The organism is Pseudarthrobacter sp. GA104 (genome assembly GCF_009741265.1).
Lineage (GTDB): Bacteria > Actinomycetota > Actinomycetes > Actinomycetales > Micrococcaceae > Arthrobacter.
Map to the genome: position 1 here is coordinate 576012 of NZ_WOWL01000001.1, position 17230 is coordinate 593241.

The following is a 17230-nucleotide window of genomic DNA, read 5'->3' on the forward strand; positions in this document are numbered from 1 at the left end:
GTTAGATCTCCATCCCGAAGTGCTCGCTGAAACGTACATCGCCTTCGATCATGTCGCGCATGTCCCCCACCTCGTTGCGGAACATGAGGGTGCGCTCGATGCCCATGCCGAAGGCAAAACCTGAATAGACGTCCGGGTCGATGCCGGCGGCGCGCAGGACGTTGGGGTTGACCATGCCGCAGCCGCCCCACTCGATCCACGCCGGGCCGCCCTTGGCGCCTGGGTGGAAGATGTCCAGCTCGGCAGAGGGCTCCGTGAAGGGGAAGTAGTTGGGCCGCAGCCGGATCTGGGCTTCGTCGCCGAACATCTGCCGGGCGAAGTGCTCCAGGGTGCCGCGCAGGTCCGCCATGCTGAGCTTCTTGTCGATGGCGAGGCCTTCGAACTGGTGGAACACCGGCGTGTGCGTGGCGTCCAGCTCGTCCGTGCGGAACACCTTGCCCGGGCACAGCACGTAGATGGGCAGCTCGCGTTCCAGCATGGAGCGGACCTGCACCGGGGACGTGTGCGTGCGCATCAGCAGGTGGGCCTCGGGCGGCTCCACGAAGAAGGTGTCCTGCATTTCGCGGGCCGGGTGGTCCGGCTTGAAGTTCAGGGCGTCGAAGTTGAACCACTCCGATTCCACTTCCGGACCCTCGGCGATTTCCCAGCCCATGCCCACGAAGATGTCCGCCACGCGGTCCTGGAGGGTGGACAGGGGGTGCCGGGCACCGGCACGACGACGGCGGGGGGCGGCCGTGACGTCAACCGTCTCTTCCAGCAGGATACGGGCGTCGTTTTCGGCTTCCAGCTCGGCCGTGCGGTCCGCGAGCGCCTTGTTGACCCGCCCGCGGGAGGCACCCATCAGCTTTCCGGCCACGGCCTTCTGGTCCTTGGGCAGCTTGCCGATTTCGCGGTTCGCAAGGCTGAGGGGAGACTTCTCGCCGGTGTGGGCGAGCCTCACCGCCTTCAGCTCGTCAAGGGTGGCCGCGCCGGTGATGGCGGCAACGGCCTGGTCTACGGCGGCAGTGATGGCGGCTTCATCCGTGGGGTTCGGGATGGCGGCGCCCGGCAAAGTTTCAGTCATCTACTGTTCTTAGCTACGAGTCGTGGCTGCCGGTGAACGGGACAGCCAGCGCGGTTTCCCGGCGGCGCGTCCATCACTGGCAGGTCATGGATGAATGCCCCAAGTGCAGGGCGTTCAATGACCAGGTCAGGGCACACCGGCGGAACCGGCGGCCACTATCCTCCAGTCTAATTGAACCGTCCGGCTAGCATGGCCTCATGACTGCGCCTCGAAGCCAGGAAGCCCCGGAGGGCCTCACGGCCGCGCAGCGGCTGAGGCAGGTCGCCAACCTGGTCAACGGCAGCACTGTCCTCGGCGTCGCTGTCGCTGTCGCCGCCCGCACCGACGTCCGCAGGGGGCCGCGCGGCCTGGTCCTTGCGGGCGGGTACAGTTGGCGGCTGCCGTTCGCGGGAGCGTTCACCCTGGGCAACGTGGTGCTCTGCCGCTGCCCGGCCGACAAGCTGGCGGCACAGCCGGCCCTGCTGGGCCACGAAGAAAAACACTGCAGCCAGTACGCCTGGTGCCTGGGCTTCCCCTTCCTGCCGCTGTACCTCCTCAGCGCCGGGTGGTCCATGCTGCGCACCGGGAACCCAGGGACCGCCAACATTTTTGAACGGCACGCCGGACTTGCCGCCGGCGGCTACCCGGTACGCCCCCGCCGCCCCCGGCGCCGGGGACCGTCAGAAGTGGAGGCGTGACCCATGGCAGCGGATTCCGGCAGCGGCGGCGGGGCAAGGGGCGGAGTGGGGGTTCCCGGGTATCAACCCGGGGCGGCGGATTCCCCTGGAAATGGCTCCCGCGGCACTGAGCCGCGCGGCACTGTCACCGTCACCGGGACCGGCTCGGCGGATGCTGCCCCCGACCTGATGGTGGTCTCCATCGGGGTGGAGTGCCGCGCCGAATCCGTGGAGGCCGCCTACTCCCGGGCCGGCGCCGGCTCCGATGCCGTTGCCTCCGCCTTCCGCCGGCACGGCGTTGAGGGTGCCGACATCCGCACTGCGGCCCTGAACGTGCGGGCGGATATGACATGGCGGGAAGGCGGGGGCCAGCGGGTCACGGGGTACGTTGCAGCCTGCACCCTCACCATAAGGTTGCGGGCGCCTGGTTCCGCCTCCGCCGCAATCTCCGAAGCCGTTGGGGCGGGCGGCAACGACGTCCGCGGCTGAACGGCCTCGAACTCACCTTCAGCGACGACGCCGCAGTCCGGGCACGGGCGCGTGAAGCTGCCTGGCTGGATGCAGCGAGTACCGCACGCCAGTACGCCCAGCTTGCCTCGGCCCGGTTGGGGCGGGTGCTTTCCGTAGTGGACAACGTCCCGGTCCAGGGTCCGGTGCCGCTGGCCCGGATGCAGCGCGCCGCTTCCGTGGAACAGGTCGCCGTGGAGCCGGGGGACTCCACCGTGGCCGCTGCAATCACGGTGGTGTGGGAGCTCCAGGACCTCACGTAGGCGGGCTTCGGCACGCCGGCCGGGCGGGCCGATGCTTGACTTTAGTTCGAACATACATTCGAATAGGGGCATGAGATGGGACGCCCAAGCACTGATGCCCCGGCCGGGAGAAACTGCTCCGGGCACCGCCTCACCCGCCCTGCTGCCGCTGGCCGGCCTGGTCCGCTCTGTCACCACTCCCGAGTTCGCCGGCATCACCTTCCACGAGGTCACCGCCAAATCGGTGCTCAACAAGGTGCCGCCCGGTTCAAGGATGCCGTTCGAGTGGACCATCAACCCCTACCGGGGCTGCAGCCACGCCTGCGTCTATTGCTTCGCCCGGAAAAGCCATACGTACCTGGATTTCGACCCCGGCCTGGACTTCGACAGCCAGGTGGTGGTCAAGGTCAACGCCGCGGAGGTCCTTCGCAAAGAACTGGCCAAACCTTCCTGGGGCCGCCACCAGGTGGCCCTCGGCACCAACACGGACCCCTACCAGCGTGCCGAGGGCCGTTACCGCTTGATGCCCGGCATCATCACCGCCCTTGCTGACTCGGGAACTCCCCTCTCGATCCTCACCAAGGGGACGCTGCTGGCACGGGACATTCCATTGCTCAAGAGCGCCGCAGCCCAGGTGCCCGTGGGCCTGGGCATCTCCCTCGCCATGACCGATGAAGCGCTCTCCGAGGCCGTCGAGCCGGGAACGCCGGGGCCCCGGGCACGGCTCAAGCTCGTCTCCCGCCTTCGCGAGGCCGGACTCCCCTGCGGGGTGATGGCCATGCCCATCCTCCCCTGGCTTTCGGACAGCGATGACGCCTTGGATGCGCTTTTCGCTTCATTGGCTGCCGCCGGGGCCACCGGAGTGACCGCCGGAGCCCTCTACCTCAAACCGGGCACCAGGGAGTGGTTCATGAAGTGGATCGCCGCCAACCATCCCGGACTGGCCGGCCGCTACCGCGGGCTCTACGGCTCCGGCTCGTATGCCTCCAAGGAGTACCGCTCCTGGCTGGCCGGCAAGGTCCGCTACTTCAAGGCACGCCATGGCTTCACCAATTCATCCGGCTTCAGCCACAGGGACTTGGAGGATGACCCCCGCGGCGAGGAGGCTGCCTACCCGGCAGGCGCCATTCCGGCAGCGGCAGGGCATGATGCGGGTAGCTCCATGCCCGGCGTACCCGGGCTGCCGGCACAGGGAGGACCGGCAGAACAGGCAACGCTCTTCTAGGAGCGCGCAGCCTCAGCCTGGACACCCAGGGCGGAAAGAAGCGCCCTGACGATCGGGAAATCGGCAGGTATCCAGGGCAGGCCCAGGACCGCTTCCGGATCAGACAGTGCCACCCACCGCAGGTCATCGTGGTCTTCAAGCGGCCGCGCTTCCCCGCGGGTCACCTCCGCGAGCCACACCCGCATGCTGGCACGGCTGTTCAGCGGCCACCCCTGCGGTGCCCCGGCCGGAAGCTCGGGGCCGAGCCGGACGCCAATGCCGAGTTCCTCGTACAGCTCGCGGGCCAGCGCGGCTTCCGGTTGCTCTCCGGATTCCACCTTGCCGCCGGGGAACTCCCAGAGGCCGGCCAGCTCCTCCGGCGCGCTGCGCCGCGCCACCAGCAGCAGCGAAGGTTCCGCCAGGCTGTCAACGACGGCTCCGCCTACCACCTGTATCAGTCCAGTCACTGGCTCATTCTATGGGGGACAATGGTGGGGCCGGACACACCATTCCTGCAGCGGGAATACCAATCCCCCTTCCCGGGGTTGTTGGCAGGGTCCGGACTTCACCAGCCCCACTGCCGTGGCATCGGTCCCATCACCAGTTTCTACCCCGAAAAGCAGGCCCATGAGCAGCGTCCTCGAAACATCCACGGCAGCCCCCACCCGATCCCCCAACATCGCCATGGCCATCTTTGCCCTCGCCATGGGAGGGGTGGGCATCGGGGTTACGGAATTCACCATGATGGGCCTGCTGAAGGAAGTGGAGCAGGGCCTCGGGATATCAACACCGGAAGCCGGCCACCTCATCTCCGCCTATGCCTTGGGCGTTGTGGTCGGGGCCCCGCTGCTCGCCGCCGTCGGGGCCAAGCTCCCGCGCAAGCACCTGGCCCTCGGGCTCATCCTTTTTTTCGCGGTGGCCAACTTCCTTTCCTTCCTCGCGCCCGACTACGGGACCATGCTGGCCTCGCGCTTCGCCGCAGGCCTGCCGCACGGCGCGTTCTTCGGAGTTGCGGCGGTCATTGCAGCCTCGCTGGTTCCGCCAACGCGGCGCGGGTGGGCGATCTCCATGGTGATGGCGGGGCTCAGCATCTCCAACGTGGTGGGGGTGCCCTTTGCCACCTGGATGGGCCAAACGTACGGCTGGCGGCTGCTGTTTATCCTGGTGGGATTGATAGGACTGCTAACGCTTGCCCTGGTCTGGAAATTCGTCCCGTTCCACCACGCCCACCCGGACGCAAGCATCCGGCGTGAACTGGGAGCCCTCAAGCGCCTGCAGGTCTGGCTGGCCATCCTGATCGGCATCGTAGGCTTTGGCGGCTTCTTCGCCACCTACACCTACATCGCCCACACCATGACACTCGTGGCAGGCATGCCGTCGTCACTGATTCCGATGGTGGTGGCGCTCTATGGCCTGGGAATGGTGGCCGGCAACATCGTGGGCGGCAGGTTCGCTGACAAGTCCGTGATGGGAACCCTGTACAAGGTGCTGCCCGCCATAGCTGTTGCCTTGGTGGTCTACGCCGTGGCCGTCCACTGGCCGTGGTCTGCCTTCGTCATGGTGTTCGTGGTGGGCGCTTCCGGGTCCATGCTGGTCCCGGCGCTGCAGACCCGGCTCCTGGATGCGTCGCCGGACGCGCCGTCCCTCGCTTCGTCACTGAACCATGCCGCGCTCAACGTGGCCAATGCGCTGGGGGCCTTCCTGGGCGGGGTAGTGATCGCGCTCGGCTGGGGTTACGTTGCCCCTGCGCTGGTAGGCGCCGTCCTCGCCCTGTTGGGACTCGGCGTCGCCATCGCCAGCGGACTCCTGGAACGCAAGAAGCCGCTGACCGCCTGATCCTTTGGGACCGGGGCGGCCGGCGGCTTCCGGCCAGGCAGTAGTTACGGAAGCACCGTTACGGCTGCGGGGCTGCGGCGGCAGGCTGCTGGCCCGCCTCTGTGGCATCGGCCCGGTGAAGGTCGGGCTCCAGGTAGATGACCCGGGCGATGGGCACGGCCGCGCGGATCCTCGCTTCAGCAGCGTCGATCTCGCGTGCGATCTCGACCCCCGTGGTGGAATGGCTGATGGCGATCTTGGCGGCCACGAGGAGCTCCTCCGGGCCAAGGTGCAGGGTCTTGAGGTGGATGATGCGCCCGCCGTCAGCTTCGATCGCCGCGGCGATCTTCCCGACGTCGTCCTTTGTTGCGGACTCGCCCAGGAGCAGGGACTTGGTTTCCAGTGCGAGCACGACGGCGATGGCCACCAGCAGCAGGCCGATCATCGCCGTGCCGGCGGCATCCCAGAGTCCATCACCCGTGATGAGCGTCAGGCTGACGCCGATTAGGGCGAAGACCAGGCCCACGAGCGCGCCAAGGTCCTCGAGCAGGATCACCGGCAGCTCAGGCTGCTTGGCGCTCCGCACGAACCTGGCCCAGGACTGCTGCCCGCGGACGTGGTTCGACTCGATGATGGCGGTCCGGAACGAGAAGGACTCGGCAATGATCGCACCCAGCAGCACGGCCAACGGAACCCACCAGAAGTCCCCTTCGATGGCATGCGGGTGCTGGAACTTGTCCCATGCCTCATAGAGGGCGAAGAGGCCGCCGACGCTGAACAGGACGATGGAGACAATGAAGGCATAGATGTAGCGCTCCCGGCCGTAGCCGAAGGGGTGCTCGGGGCTGGCAGCCCGTTTCGCTTTCTTGCCTCCTACCAGCAGAAGGACCTGGTTGCCTGAGTCGGCCACGGAGTGGATGGCTTCGGCGAGCATTGACGAGGAAAGCGTGAGGGCATACGCCACGAACTTCAGGGCGGCGATGGTCAGGTTGGCAGCCAGGGCCGCCACAATCGCCTTGGTACCGCCACGTGCAGCCAAGGGGCTTCACCTCTTTACGTTTACGGTTCAGTTAGGACAATGCGGATCCGGCCCCGGCCCGCCCATAGTCACCGTACCCGCCGCAATGTCCTGCATGCGCCAGCGACTGACCCTAAGCCTGCTGACATTGGCGGGGCCCTATGTTAGCTTGAGCCTCATCGGGACCATCAGATCCCGGCCACTATAAGGAGGAGACATGGGTTTTCTTGCTTGGATTATCCTCGGCCTTATCGTAGGGGCCATTGTTAAGGCCGTCATGCCCGGACGGGTTGGCGGGGGCTGGGTCACCAGCCTTGTTTTGGGTGTAGTGGGCGCCATTGTGGGCGGCTGGATCGGCAGCCTCCTGTTCAACAAGGGCGATCTTGCCTTCTTCGACCTGGGCACCTGGATTCTCGCTATCGTCGGCGGCCTTGTTGTTGCCGGCATCTACGGGGCTATCACCGGACGCGGCAAGGCTACCCGCGCACCCTGATTTGCTTCCCTGTTTGAACATCAACAGCAAGGGCTCCGGAAAATCCGGAGCCCTTATATTTTTCAACCAACCGGGTTTTTCAAGCAGCCGGGCAAGGCACTGCTGCCGGGTCCGGGCGGAGAACGCCGACGGGTCCTGCCGGGCAAAGTCCTGCGAGGCAGAGTCCTTCGGGGCAGCTAAAGCCTAGGCTGTCACCCGGGCGGGCAGGTGCTGGGACCGGGCGCTGGCGTACAGGCAGACCGTGGCCGCGGTACCCAGGTTCAGGCTCTCCGCGGAGCCGTACACCGGCACGGCCACCCGATGGTCTGCCAGCGCAAGCTCCTCCTGGGACAGACCCTGGGCCTCGTTCCCGAAAAGCCACGCGGTGGGCTGCTCCAGGGCATAGGCCGACTCCGGACCTTCACCGGTCAGCCGTCGCCGGGCGTTCTCATCCTGCAGGGTGTCCAGGTTGAGGGAACCGTAGCCGTCCGCCGCCAGAATGCCTATCCCCCGTGCCCGGCAGGCCGCAACCAGGCCGCCGATGTCGGCACCCAGCACCACCGGGAGGTGGAAGAGCGAGCCGGCCGTGGAGCGCACCGCCTTGGGGTTGTAGATGTCCACGCTGGAGGATGTGAGGATGACGGCGTCCGCGCCGGCGGAGTCCGCAGCCCGCAGGACGGTTCCCGCGTTCCCGGGGTCACGGACCTGGCACAGCACGGCAATCAGGCGGGGCCCGGCGTCGAGCACTTCTTCCAGCGCCACGTCCAGGAAGCGGCAGACGGCGACGATCCCCTGCGGGTTGACGGTGTCCGCCATGGCCGCGAGGACCTCGTCAGTGGCAAGGCGGGCGTTGACCCCTTGGGACAGTTCCTCAAATTCCGGGAACCGGTCCAGGCAGCTTTCGCTGGCAAAAACCTCCGTGACCACACCCGGGGCGCCGGCGGCAAGGCGCTGCTGGTGGAGCCTGAGGGCTTCGCGGACCGCCTGGGGCCCTTCAGCCAGGAACAGGCCGCGCTTTAAACGGGCCGGGCGCCCGGCAAGTTTTGCCACGTCCCTCACCCGATCAGCTCGGGGATTGGACAGCGGAAAATCTTGCGGGCGCCCGGTTTCGTTCATATAAGAACTTTAGTGGCTAGGGCCACGGGTTCCTGAACCGTCCCTGGCGGAACAGCCGGTTGCTAGGCAACAACCTTCTTGGCGGAGGTGTCGGCAGGCAGGGAATCCTTGGCAACCTTGACCAGCGCTGCGAAAGCGTTGGCGTCGGAAACGGCCAGCTCGGCCAGCATGCGGCGGTCAACCTCAACCTCAGCGGCCTTCAGGCCCTGGATCAGGCGGTTGTAGGTGAGTCCGTTGGCGCGGGATGCAGCGTTGATGCGCTGGATCCACAGGCGGCGGAAGTCGCCCTTCTTCTTCTTGCGGTCGCCGTAGCTGTACACAAACGAGTGCAGCAGCTGCTCTTTGGCCTTGCGGTACAGGCGTGAACGCTGTCCACGGTAGCCCTTTGCGCGTTCAAGGATAACCCGGCGCTTCTTGTGGGCGTTGACCGCCCTCTTCACACGTGCCACGTGCGTACTCCTTCGAAAATCTGATCCCAAGCATCTACTGCCGGTTTCCCGGCGGCCTGAGAAGGCTTTTTGGTAGGTGACCGGCCACCAGGTGGTGGTCAGTCAAAGAACTTGGAAACTAGATGCCGAGCATCTTCCGGATGACCTTGGCATCGCCCTTGAAGACGATCTTGTCGCCGGCAAGGCGACGGGTCAGCCGTGAGGACTTGTGCTCGAGGTAGTGGCGGCGGTTGGCCTGCTGGCGGCGCAGCTTGCCGCTGCCGGTCAGCTTGAAGCGCTTCTTGGCACCACTGTGGGTCTTCATCTTCGGCATGGGAACCGATCTCCTTACGTATCCGCAGGCTGGGCCTGCGGCTCTCTCGCGCAGCCGCCCCTGCGGGCGGCATGCTGGTTGCTGACTGTCCGGGGACGGAACCCCGGGCAGCTATGAACTAAGTGGTCTTCTTGCCGGCCGGCTTCGGAGCTGCCTTGGGGGCAGGGCGGGCAGCAGGCTTCGGCGCGGCGGGCCTGGCCACCGGCTTCGGCGGAGCAGGAACCGCTGCGGGCTTCGGCGCTGCTGCCGGAGCCGCCGGAGCAGCCGCGGCGGGCTTCTCGGCCGCAGCCTTGGGGGCGGGAGCAGCCTTCGGAGCAGCAGCCTTGGGGGCCGCCGCCTTCGGAGCAACTGCCTTCGGAGCCTCCTGCTTCGGAGCCTCCTGCTTGGGTGCTTCCTGCTTCGGAGCCTCCTGCTTCGGAGCTTCCGCGGCCTTGGCGGGAGCTTCGGCTGCAGCAGGCTCGACGACGGCGGCCGGCTCCTGCGCAGGGGCCTCGGCTACTGCCTCAGGTTCGGTCGAGACGGTGAATCCTTCGGGCAGCAGATCCGCCAGGGACTGCGTCAAAGGCGCCTGATCGTCGCCGGACGTGTCAACACGCCCGGAAGCCTTGGCTTCGTTCTGCGCCTTCGCCTCGGCACGCTGGGTGGCGCGACGGGCTTCGGCCTTGGCCTCCGCCTTGTTCTTCAGCGGGCCAACCACCATGACCATGTTGCGGCCGTCAATGCGGGGGCTGGACTCCACAACGCCCACTTCAGCGACGTCGTCGGCGAAGCGCTGGAGGAGGCGGATGCCCATTTCCGGACGCTGCTGCTCACGGCCACGGAACTGGATCATGGCCTTGACCTTGTCCCCGGCGCCGAGGAAGCGCAGTGCGTGCCCGCGCTTGGTCTCGTAGTCGTGGGTGTCGATCTTCAGGCGGAAGCGGATTTCCTTCAGAACGGTGTTCGTCTGGTTCTTCCGGGCTTCGCGTGCCTTAACCGCGGCCTCGTACTTGTACTTGCCGAAGTCCATCAGCTTGCACACCGGAGGCTTCGCCTGAGGTGCAACTTCAACGAGATCAAGGTCGGACTCGGCAGCCAGACGCAGGGCATCCTCAATACGGACGATTCCTACCTGTTCACCTGCAGGGCCGACCAGCCGCACCTCGGGGACGCGGATACGCTCATTGATTCTTGGCTCGCTAATGTTAAAGCTCCTGTTTTTGTTGTGGAATCCGGCAAATAGAGAAGGCCCCCAATTGCCGGAGCAATCGAAGGCCTCTGAAAGATCGGATACAGCTCCCTTCCAGGGACTGCACGCACAGTTCCGGCCGATGCCGGTTCCATGCCCAACCAGGTACCCGGCAACCTTGAGTTCCTAAACTTCGGAACAGCGGCTGACGCGGGTGGGAGAGAACTCCGCTTGCAAACTGCATGCCATCTTACAGAAAAAATTCCCGTCAACGCAGTGCAGCGCCGGTGGGAACCTTGATTGTTGGATCAATCTCTGAAATAACGACATCCAGTTGGTCTGTGTCAAGCTTACCAGTATGAGCACCCCAGACAGTAATTCACACGTTTTCGAGCCCGCGCCCGCCGGTCCCGATGTCTCCCGGCAGGTCCGCGATATTTCCGAGGTTCCGGCGATCGAGGTCATCACCACCGCAGCCGTCCATCTGATGAGCGCAGCCGCCGTTAAGCTGGGGCTGGCGGCGGAGGACAACGCCGAGGAACTGAAGGACCTGGACGAGGCCCGGAAACTGATCACGGCCCTGGCCGGCCTGGTGACGGCGGCCGCCCCGGAGATCGGATCGCAGCACGCAGGGCCGTTGCGTGACGGCCTGCGGTCGCTGCAGCTGGCGTTCCGCGAAGAGTCGCTGATTCCCGATGCCCCGGGCAAGGGCCCGGGAGAGAAGTACACCGGGGCAGTGAACTAAGGAAGAACCCACCCAAGCGCCTTGCGACGGCGGGACGGCCTTTACGGGTCGTCCCGCCGTCGTCGTTTCCCGGGCAAAGTACCTCCGGGGTCCATCGATTGCTCCGTAGCTGCCGTTTAGCGCGACCAAAAGGACAACTGTGGAGCAACCGATGGAAGATACCGCGTCAGGCAGCGCGGCGCCGCCGCTGCTGGAGGAACAGCCCGGCAAAGCACAGCAGCACGCCGGCGACCCCCACCGACACAAACCCTCCGGACGGTCCTGTGCCGTCGATGAAGACGCCCGCGAGCGGCGCACCCAGTGCCACGCCAGCCGTCAGCGCTGAGCCGTACCAGCCCATGGCCTCCCCGCGGCGTTCCTCGGCCACCACGTCCGCCACCTTTTCTGATGCTGATGACAGCACGGGCGCGCACAGCAGTCCCGGCAGGAGCGAGGCGAAGGCCAGGGTCCAGGTGTCATGGGCGAAGCCCATGGGGATCGTCAGTGCCGCCATTCCCAGCAGCAGGACCAGCGGAGAGACGGGACGGTGCATGGCGCCGTACACCAGGCCACCTACCACCGACGCTGCGCACCAGAAGACGAAGACGATGCCGATATCGCGCTGGTGGCCGCCCGTCTCCAGGGCTGCCACAATTCCCACATCCGTCCCGCTCAGGACCATGCCGGCGCCCGCTGCCACCGCAAAGACCGCGGCCACGGCGGCCGTGAACCATGTGAAGTTGTGAACAACCTTGCCGCGGAGGCCGGCACGGCCCCGGGCTTCCGCAGGCGCCAGTTCCGCCGCCGCCTCCTGCAAATGCGCGGGGGCGGCGGACACGACGGCGGCCTCTGCCGCGCGGCACTCGTCAGCGCTGGATTCCTCGGATTGCGCAGCACTGCGGGTGGGCGGGTTGAACCACATCAGGAACAGGCCGGCCAGCGACGTGGAAACGCCCACCACGGTCAGGCCCAGCACTGTGAAACCGCTGGTGGCCACGATGGCACCCGCAGCGGGGCCGATCATGAACACTACCTCGGTGGTGATCGCGTCGAGGGCGAAGGCCGTACGGCGCTGGTCGCCGTCGGCCAGAACGCCCAGGGACTGGCGGACCACGCTGAAGATGGGGAGCGTGAGCAGCCCGCCCACAAACACCAGCGGAAGCAGCCACTGGTAGGACACGTGGGGAACCACAGACCAAATGACGGTTTCCGAGATCACGGAAGGGATCAGTGCCGTGCGCAGGCCCACGGTGTCCACGCGCCGCCCGCGCCACGGCGCGCCAACGGCCATGCCGATGGTCATGACGGCGGCGGCGGCGCCCGCTGCGGCATATCCCTGGTCCAGGGTGAGGACGATGTGCAGGGTCAGCAGCACGCCGGCCGCGGAATGGGGAATACGGGCAACCATGCCCACCAGCAGCAGCCTGCGGACGGGCCCGACGGCGAGCAACTCCCGGTAGAGAGCGAAATTCACGGTGATCCTCATGTCTGCCGCAGCGGGCCGGGGATCACCCCGCCTTTCTGCGGCTAGCGGTCTGCGCGCCTCAACTTGACCTCGATCGAGTCGACGCGCTCCCCAAACAATACATTCCGCGACCACTGCGCCTGGAGGCCGGCTACGAGTTCCTGCACCCCCGCCGCATCGAGTCCGTCTTCGAGGTAGAGCACCACCTGCAGTTCCGGCCCCGCACCGCCGCCTGCAACCATGGTTCCATCGGCGGCGCGGGCGGCCACTCCCCTGCCCGGCACCAGCTCGAGGTTCCGGACGGCGGGGAAACCGGCGGCTGCCCGGCCCATCTCCTGCGCGAGCTCTTCGTCCTTGTACGACGGGACCCACCCGTGCTGCTGTGCCAGGGCCCAGACCGCGGGCCGCCGCACCACGAACGTGAACCCGGAGCCCGGATCGAGGACCAGCAGTTCTGCGCCCTCCGCGACGGCGGAGAGCGCCGCACGTGCCGCGTACACCGCAACCGGCCTGGCCCCCGGGTGCCAGGCGGCCAGTGCCGCCGTTGAGGTGAAGGCCGGCATGGCTGTCCTGCCGTCGGCAGCCTTGAGGGTAACCAGGGCCATGTCCGCCTGTTTGTCGGAGTTCAAGCCGTGCGATCCCTCCGCTTCCTCGGCGAGCCGGGCCACGATGGGGATGAACACGCGGGCGGTGGCCAGCGAAGCCACCACGTCGGCTTCATCCCCTGTTCCTTCCCGCAAGGCCGCAACTGCGGCGAGGTAGGCATCGCTGGCGGTTCCGTCGTCGTTCTCGAAGTTGTGGATTTTGGCATCGTCTCCGGCCAGGCTCCGGCCCGCCCAGGGCTGGCCTGCAGAGTCCGCAGCGCCGCCGGCGCCCGCCAGCGCCGCAGCGATGTGCCCCGGCAGCTGGCGCGGGGACGGGGAGCCCGGTTCGTTGCTGGCCATGCCGGGCTGTTTAGCGGCGGCCGGCGACGTCGAGCGCTTCGGGCAGCGTAAAGGCCCCGGCGTAAAGGGCCTTGCCCACGATGGCGCCTTCGACGCCCAAGGGAACCAACGAGCGCAGGACGCGCAGGTCGTCGAGGCTGGAGATGCCGCCTGAAGCAACCACCGGCTTGCCGGTCTTTTCCACCATCTGGCGCAGGAGTTCCACATTGGGTCCCTGCAGGGTGCCGTCCTTGGTCACGTCTGTGACCACGTAGCGGCTGCAGCCGGCTTCCTCAAGGCGGCCCAGGACGTCCCAGAGGTCCCCGCCTTCCTTTGTCCAGCCCCGGCCGGACAGCGTGGTGCCGCGAACATCCAGTCCGACGGCGATCTTGTCGCCAAAGCGTTCGATTGCCCGGCGCGTCCATTCGGGGTTTTCCAGCGCGGCGGTTCCCAGGTTCACACGGGCAACGCCAAGGTCCAGGGCCGCTTCAAGGGTTTCGTCATCACGGAGACCGCCGGAAAGTTCCACCTTGATGTCCAGCCGGCCCACCACTTCGCGGAGCAGTTCCGCATTGGAGCCGCGCCCGAAGGCGGCGTCCAGGTCCACGAGGTGCACCCATTCGGCACCCTGCTGCTGCCAGTTCAGCGCTGCCTCCAGCGGGGTTCCGTAGCTGGTCTCACTGCCCGCTTCCCCCTGGACCAGCCGGACGGCCTGGCCGTTGACGACATCGACGGCGGGCAGCAGTTCAAGAACCGGCAGGTCGGTTGCGGTGGTCATGTCAATCCTTCGGGTCGGGGTCAGTATGGCCAGCCGCCGGTCAGTTGCCCGGCAGCGTCAGCAGGTAGGCAGCGAGCAGCGACATGCCCGCCAAAACATAAAACGAAATCTGGGTCCAGAGCGGCTTGTGCTGCTGCCTGAAGGACAGGGCCCCGCCCACCAGCAGGCCGGCCAGCCCCATCAGGACGATGGACCACATCTAGGCGGCGCCGTCTTCCGCTGGAGCGCCGTCTTCCGTTGAAGGGACGCCGGCGGGGACCGGGCCGCCCGGAGCCGGCTTCTTGAGGTTCTGCACCCAGTTGCGCAGCAGCCGCGCGCCGGCGTCGCCGGACTTCTCCGGGTGGAACTGGGTGGCGCACAGCGGACCGTTTTCGACCGCTGCTATGAATGGTCCGCCGTGCTCGGACCAGGTGACCAGGGGTGCAGCCATGCGCGGCTGCACAACATCGAAGTTCCATTCCTGCACCCCGTAGGAGTGCACAAAGTAGAACCGCTCGTTTTCGACGCCGGCAAACAGCTTGGATCCCTCAGGCACCTTCACGGTGTTCCAGCCCATGTGCGGCACCACGTCAGCCGGCAGGAGTTCAACCTTGCCGGGCCATTCGCCGATGCCCTCCGCCTCCGTACCGTGTTCGACGCCCGCCTCAAAGAGCACCTGGAGGCCAACGCAGATCCCCAGGACCGGCCGGCCGCCTGCCACCCGCCTGCCGATGAGGCGGATCCCGTCGACGGCTTTGAGCTCACGCATCACCGTTTCGAAGGCGCCGACACCGGGAACCACCAGGCCGTCGGCGTTCAGGACGTCCTCGGGCTTGGAGCTCAGGATGACTTCCGCGCCGGCGCGTTCGAGGGCGCGCACGGCGGACCGGACGTTACCGGAACCGTAGTCCAGGACCGTGACGGTGGGCTTGCCTTCCGGCGAGGGGAGTTTCCGGGAGGCCGAGGGATCGATGATGGCGCCGTCCTTCAGGACCTGTCCGCTCACAACGCACCCTTCGTGGAGGGGATTCCTTCAACGCGCGGATCGGGTTCAACTGCTGCGCGCAGTGCCCGGGCGAAGGCCTTGAACTGGGCTTCGACGATGTGGTGGGGGTCCCGGCCCGCGATGACGTTCATGTGCAGGCAGATGCCGGCGTGCAGGGTGATTGCCTCGAAGACGTGGCGGGTGAGCGACCCGGTGAAGTGGCCGCCGATCAGGTGGTACTCCTGGCCGGCAGGCTCGCCGCCGTGCACCAGGTAGGGACGCCCGGACACGTCGACGACGGCGTGCGCCAGCGCTTCGTCCAGGGGAACGGTGGCTTCTCCGAACCGGCGGATCCCGGCTTTGTTCCCCAGGGCGGTGCGCAGCACTTCACCGAAGGTTATGGCTACGTCCTCCACCGTGTGGTGGACATCGATGTGGATGTCACCGGTGGCTTTGACGGTCATGTCGATCAGGGAGTGCTTGCAGAGCGCCGTGAGCATGTGGTCGTAGAACGGCACCGACGTGTCGATGTCCGAGGTGCCGGTACCGTCAAGGTTGATTTCCACGAGCACAGAGGACTCACTGGTGGCACGTTCCATGCGCGCGGTGCGGGCCGCAGCAACATTCGATCCGGTGGTACTCATGCTTGGGTCCTTTTGGGCAGAAGGGGTGGTTCGAGGCGTCCAGCGCCGGTTCTTCCAGTCTAGGCGGGAAGCTTGGCCTGGCGGGCAAGGATGCTTTCGAGGGAGGTGAGGAAAGCTGTGGTTTCGGTCTCAGTTCCGGCTGTGACGCGGAGGTGGCCGGGGATTCCTACGTCACGCACCAGGACACCGGCGTCCAGCAGTTCCTGCCACACCTGGTGGGGGTCCTCCAGGCCGCCGAAAAACACGTAGTTGGAGTCTGACGCGGCAGGCTTGAGTCCCATCCTGAGCAGCTCGGACACAATGCGGTCGCGCTGCTTCTTGATGTCCTCCACATCCGCCATCAGCGCCTCCCGGTGCCGGAGGGCGGCGAGGGCGGTGGCCTGCGTGATGGCGGAGAGGTGGTACGGGAGACGGACGAGCCGCAGCGCGTCGGCCACTTCGGGGGCCGCCGCCATGTAGCCGAGGCGGGCGCCGGCCAAGGCGAACGCCTTGCTCATGGTCCTTGAGACGATCAGCCGTTCCCGCCCTGGCAGCAGGGTCAGCGCACTGGGCGTTCCGTCATGCGCGAACTCGTGGTACGCCTCATCGACGATGACGATGGACTGGCTTTCTTCGCCGGCCTCGTAGACGGCTTCCACCACGTCCAGCCCGAGGCCGGTTCCCGTGGGGTTGTTGGGTGAGCACAGGAAGACGATGTTGGGCCGCAGCTCCTTGACCTGCCGCGCCGCCGATTCGGCGCTGAGACCGTAATCGCCGGCACGCTCGCCCACAATGTATTCCGTGTCCGTTCCGCTGGCCAGCAGGGGATACATGGAGTACGTGGGAGGGAATCCGAGCGCTGTACGTCCTGGGCCGCCAAAGGCCTGGAGTATCTGCTGAAGGACTTCGTTGGAGCCGTTGGCCGCCCAAAGGTTGGATTCATCCAGCCCGTGCCCCAGGTACTCCGCCAACGCCTTCCGCAGGTCGGTGAATTCCCGGTCCGGGTATCTGTTGAGTCCTGCCGCCGCTTCTGACACCGCTGCGCTAATGGCCGCCCTGACGTCAGCCGGAACCCCGTGGGTGTTTTCATTCACGTTCAGGAGGATTGGAACGTCCAACTGGGGCGCGCCATAGGGCGTAAGCCCGCGGAGGTTGCTGCGGAGGGGAAGCCGGTTCAGGCGCTCTAGCTGGTCATTCACCTGAACAGTTTAGTGCCCGGGCCGGACACCGGAAAATGTGACGGTTTCCTGTTCGCTCCCGGCGTGCCGCGCCCTGCCGCCCCTGGAGAGGCAAAACGCCGGGTCCTAACTTGCGGGCACGAACAATTGCTGGCCGGGGAAGACCGCGCCGGCCGGGAGGTTATTGAGCTGCACGATGTCCGCCACAACGTCCCGCGGATCACGCTCCGGTGCGACACCGGCCGCAATGCCCCACAGTGACTCGCCAGGCTGGACCGTGACTGTGACAGTGGGCGTCGTTGCAAGATCCGTCGCAGACTCCGACGCCTTGGCCGGGGCATTGAAAAAGCCTGCCAGCGAAAGGAGCAGGGCAGCGAGCAGGACCAGCGGAATGCCGATCAGCACGATGCGACCGCGACGGGTCAGGCGAAGGGGCGGAAGAGGCGCAGGCCGTCCGGCCTGCCGATTGTCCGCCTGGGACAGGATTTGCTGCACCGAAAGCAGCTGGTGGCGTGAACCCCGCGAAACAGATGTAGCTGACATGATCTGAGC

General features: G+C 66.5%; 22 protein-coding genes. 7 read left to right on the plus strand and 15 right to left on the minus strand.

What is annotated here, in order from left to right:
* Position 1: 1 nt before the first annotated feature.
* Positions 2-1063, minus strand: coding sequence for a phenylalanine--tRNA ligase subunit alpha (gene pheS, locus GK109_RS02555; RefSeq protein ID WP_157238564.1), 1062 nt, complete (start codon positions 1061-1063; stop codon positions 2-4).
* A gap of 197 nt (positions 1064-1260) precedes the next feature.
* Here pheS and GK109_RS02560 point away from each other — a divergent pair, with 197 nt between their 5' ends.
* The 4 genes from GK109_RS02560 to GK109_RS02570 all read left to right on the plus strand — a co-directional run bounded on the left by GK109_RS02560 (position 1261) and on the right by GK109_RS02570 (position 3693).
* A complete protein-coding gene (locus tag GK109_RS02560) occupies positions 1261-1740 on the plus strand; it encodes a hypothetical protein (RefSeq protein WP_157238565.1) in 480 nt (159 codons plus the stop codon).
* 3 nt (positions 1741-1743) lie between these two features.
* Positions 1744-2208 (plus strand): SIMPL domain-containing protein, encoded by a 465-nt coding sequence (locus GK109_RS22305; protein ID WP_370460351.1) that lies wholly within the window; start codon positions 1744-1746, stop codon positions 2206-2208.
* Positions 2205-2489, plus strand: coding sequence for an SIMPL domain-containing protein (locus GK109_RS22310; RefSeq protein WP_370460765.1), 285 nt, complete (start codon positions 2205-2207; stop codon positions 2487-2489). The genes GK109_RS22305 and GK109_RS22310 overlap by 4 nt, the downstream gene beginning before the upstream one ends.
* A gap of 70 nt (positions 2490-2559) precedes the next feature.
* Positions 2560-3693: an Rv2578c family radical SAM protein gene (locus GK109_RS02570; RefSeq protein WP_157238566.1), complete on the plus strand. Its 1134-nt coding sequence runs from the start codon at positions 2560-2562 to the stop codon at positions 3691-3693.
* On the opposite strand, the gene GK109_RS02575 is transcribed toward GK109_RS02570, so the two are convergent.
* Positions 3690-4139 (minus strand): (deoxy)nucleoside triphosphate pyrophosphohydrolase, encoded by a 450-nt coding sequence (locus GK109_RS02575; protein ID WP_323057588.1) that lies wholly within the window; start codon positions 4137-4139, stop codon positions 3690-3692. The two genes, GK109_RS02570 and GK109_RS02575, sit on opposite strands and share 4 nt — an antisense overlap.
* A 160-nt stretch (positions 4140-4299) precedes the next feature.
* Between GK109_RS02575 and GK109_RS02580 the strand changes: the two genes are divergently transcribed.
* On the plus strand, positions 4300-5508 hold the full coding sequence (locus GK109_RS02580; protein ID WP_157238567.1) for an MFS transporter: 1209 nt from the start codon (positions 4300-4302) through the stop codon (positions 5506-5508).
* A 58-nt stretch (positions 5509-5566) separates the two neighbouring features.
* Here GK109_RS02580 and GK109_RS02585 read toward each other — a convergent pair whose 3' ends face one another.
* Entirely contained in the window at positions 5567-6526 is a 960-nt protein-coding gene (locus GK109_RS02585; RefSeq protein ID WP_157238568.1) for a cation diffusion facilitator family transporter, read from the minus strand.
* Between the two features lie 196 nt (positions 6527-6722).
* Between GK109_RS02585 and GK109_RS02590 the strand changes: the two genes are divergently transcribed.
* Positions 6723-6998 (plus strand): GlsB/YeaQ/YmgE family stress response membrane protein, encoded by a 276-nt coding sequence (locus tag GK109_RS02590; RefSeq protein WP_066274925.1) that lies wholly within the window; start codon positions 6723-6725, stop codon positions 6996-6998.
* Positions 6999-7181: 183 nt separating this feature from the next.
* Here GK109_RS02590 and GK109_RS02595 read toward each other — a convergent pair whose 3' ends face one another.
* The 4 genes from GK109_RS02595 to infC form a co-directional block, all read right to left on the minus strand.
* Complete coding sequence (locus tag GK109_RS02595) at positions 7182-8093, minus strand: RNA methyltransferase (protein WP_157238569.1); 912 nt, start codon at positions 8091-8093, stop codon at positions 7182-7184.
* A gap of 62 nt (positions 8094-8155) precedes the next feature.
* Positions 8156-8542: a 50S ribosomal protein L20 gene (gene rplT, locus GK109_RS02600; protein ID WP_066274920.1), complete on the minus strand. Its 387-nt coding sequence runs from the start codon at positions 8540-8542 to the stop codon at positions 8156-8158.
* Positions 8543-8660: 118 nt separating this feature from the next.
* Positions 8661-8855, minus strand: coding sequence for a 50S ribosomal protein L35 (rpmI, locus tag GK109_RS02605; protein ID WP_009358635.1), 195 nt, complete (start codon positions 8853-8855; stop codon positions 8661-8663).
* A 118-nt stretch (positions 8856-8973) separates the two neighbouring features.
* Complete coding sequence (infC, locus tag GK109_RS02610; RefSeq protein WP_370460352.1) at positions 8974-9996, minus strand: translation initiation factor IF-3; 1023 nt, start codon at positions 9994-9996, stop codon at positions 8974-8976.
* A 385-nt stretch (positions 9997-10381) separates the two neighbouring features.
* Here infC and GK109_RS02615 point away from each other — a divergent pair, with 385 nt between their 5' ends.
* Complete coding sequence (locus GK109_RS02615) at positions 10382-10768, plus strand: DUF1844 domain-containing protein (protein ID WP_157238571.1); 387 nt, start codon at positions 10382-10384, stop codon at positions 10766-10768.
* Between the two features lie 166 nt (positions 10769-10934).
* On the opposite strand, the gene GK109_RS02620 is transcribed toward GK109_RS02615, so the two are convergent.
* From GK109_RS02620 to GK109_RS02650, 8 genes are all read right to left on the minus strand, one after another.
* On the minus strand, positions 10935-12221 hold the full coding sequence (locus tag GK109_RS02620) for an MFS transporter (RefSeq protein WP_370460353.1): 1287 nt from the start codon (positions 12219-12221) through the stop codon (positions 10935-10937).
* Between the two features lie 53 nt (positions 12222-12274).
* Positions 12275-13156 (minus strand): SseB family protein, encoded by an 882-nt coding sequence (locus GK109_RS02625; protein ID WP_157238573.1) that lies wholly within the window; start codon positions 13154-13156, stop codon positions 12275-12277.
* A gap of 10 nt (positions 13157-13166) precedes the next feature.
* A complete protein-coding gene (gene priA, locus GK109_RS02630; RefSeq protein WP_157238574.1) occupies positions 13167-13913 on the minus strand; it encodes a bifunctional 1-(5-phosphoribosyl)-5-((5-phosphoribosylamino)methylideneamino)imidazole-4-carboxamide isomerase/phosphoribosylanthranilate isomerase PriA in 747 nt (248 codons plus the stop codon).
* 40 nt (positions 13914-13953) lie between these two features.
* Positions 13954-14112, minus strand: coding sequence for a hypothetical protein (locus GK109_RS21865; protein WP_197432389.1), 159 nt, complete (start codon positions 14110-14112; stop codon positions 13954-13956).
* Entirely contained in the window at positions 14113-14898 is a 786-nt protein-coding gene (gene hisH / locus GK109_RS02635; RefSeq protein ID WP_321215877.1) for an imidazole glycerol phosphate synthase subunit HisH, read from the minus strand.
* A complete protein-coding gene (gene hisB / locus GK109_RS02640; protein WP_066274905.1) occupies positions 14895-15521 on the minus strand; it encodes an imidazoleglycerol-phosphate dehydratase HisB in 627 nt (208 codons plus the stop codon). Before hisB ends, hisH begins: the two co-directional genes overlap by 4 nt.
* A gap of 59 nt (positions 15522-15580) precedes the next feature.
* Complete coding sequence (locus GK109_RS02645) at positions 15581-16699, minus strand: histidinol-phosphate transaminase (RefSeq protein ID WP_370460355.1); 1119 nt, start codon at positions 16697-16699, stop codon at positions 15581-15583.
* A gap of 105 nt (positions 16700-16804) precedes the next feature.
* Positions 16805-17221: a LysM peptidoglycan-binding domain-containing protein gene (locus GK109_RS02650; protein WP_157238575.1), complete on the minus strand. Its 417-nt coding sequence runs from the start codon at positions 17219-17221 to the stop codon at positions 16805-16807.
* Positions 17222-17230: the final 9 nt, after the last annotated feature.

Excerpts from the sequence above, each read along its gene's own strand:
- pheS (WP_157238564.1), bottom strand. The coding sequence starts at position 1,063 with ATGACTGAAACTTTGCCGGGCGCCGCCATCCCGAACCCCACGGATGAA.
- GK109_RS02560 (WP_157238565.1), top strand. The coding sequence starts at position 1,261 with ATGACTGCGCCTCGAAGCCAGGAAGCCCCGGAGGGCCTCACGGCCGCG.
- GK109_RS22305 (WP_370460351.1), top strand. The coding sequence starts at position 1,744 with ATGGCAGCGGATTCCGGCAGCGGCGGCGGGGCAAGGGGCGGAGTGGGG.
- GK109_RS02570 (WP_157238566.1), top strand. The coding sequence starts at position 2,560 with ATGAGATGGGACGCCCAAGCACTGATGCCCCGGCCGGGAGAAACTGCT.
- GK109_RS02580 (WP_157238567.1), top strand. The coding sequence starts at position 4,300 with ATGAGCAGCGTCCTCGAAACATCCACGGCAGCCCCCACCCGATCCCCC.
- GK109_RS02590 (WP_066274925.1), top strand. The coding sequence starts at position 6,723 with ATGGGTTTTCTTGCTTGGATTATCCTCGGCCTTATCGTAGGGGCCATT.
- GK109_RS02595 (WP_157238569.1), bottom strand. The coding sequence starts at position 8,093 with ATGAACGAAACCGGGCGCCCGCAAGATTTTCCGCTGTCCAATCCCCGA.
- rpmI (WP_009358635.1), bottom strand. The coding sequence starts at position 8,855 with ATGCCGAAGATGAAGACCCACAGTGGTGCCAAGAAGCGCTTCAAGCTG.
- GK109_RS02615 (WP_157238571.1), top strand. The coding sequence starts at position 10,382 with ATGAGCACCCCAGACAGTAATTCACACGTTTTCGAGCCCGCGCCCGCC.
- GK109_RS02625 (WP_157238573.1), bottom strand. The coding sequence starts at position 13,156 with ATGGCCAGCAACGAACCGGGCTCCCCGTCCCCGCGCCAGCTGCCGGGG.
- priA (WP_157238574.1), bottom strand. The coding sequence starts at position 13,913 with ATGACCACCGCAACCGACCTGCCGGTTCTTGAACTGCTGCCCGCCGTC.
- GK109_RS21865 (WP_197432389.1), bottom strand. The coding sequence starts at position 14,112 with ATGTGGTCCATCGTCCTGATGGGGCTGGCCGGCCTGCTGGTGGGCGGG.
- hisB (WP_066274905.1), bottom strand. The coding sequence starts at position 15,521 with ATGAGTACCACCGGATCGAATGTTGCTGCGGCCCGCACCGCGCGCATG.
- GK109_RS02650 (WP_157238575.1), bottom strand. The coding sequence starts at position 17,221 with ATGTCAGCTACATCTGTTTCGCGGGGTTCACGCCACCAGCTGCTTTCG.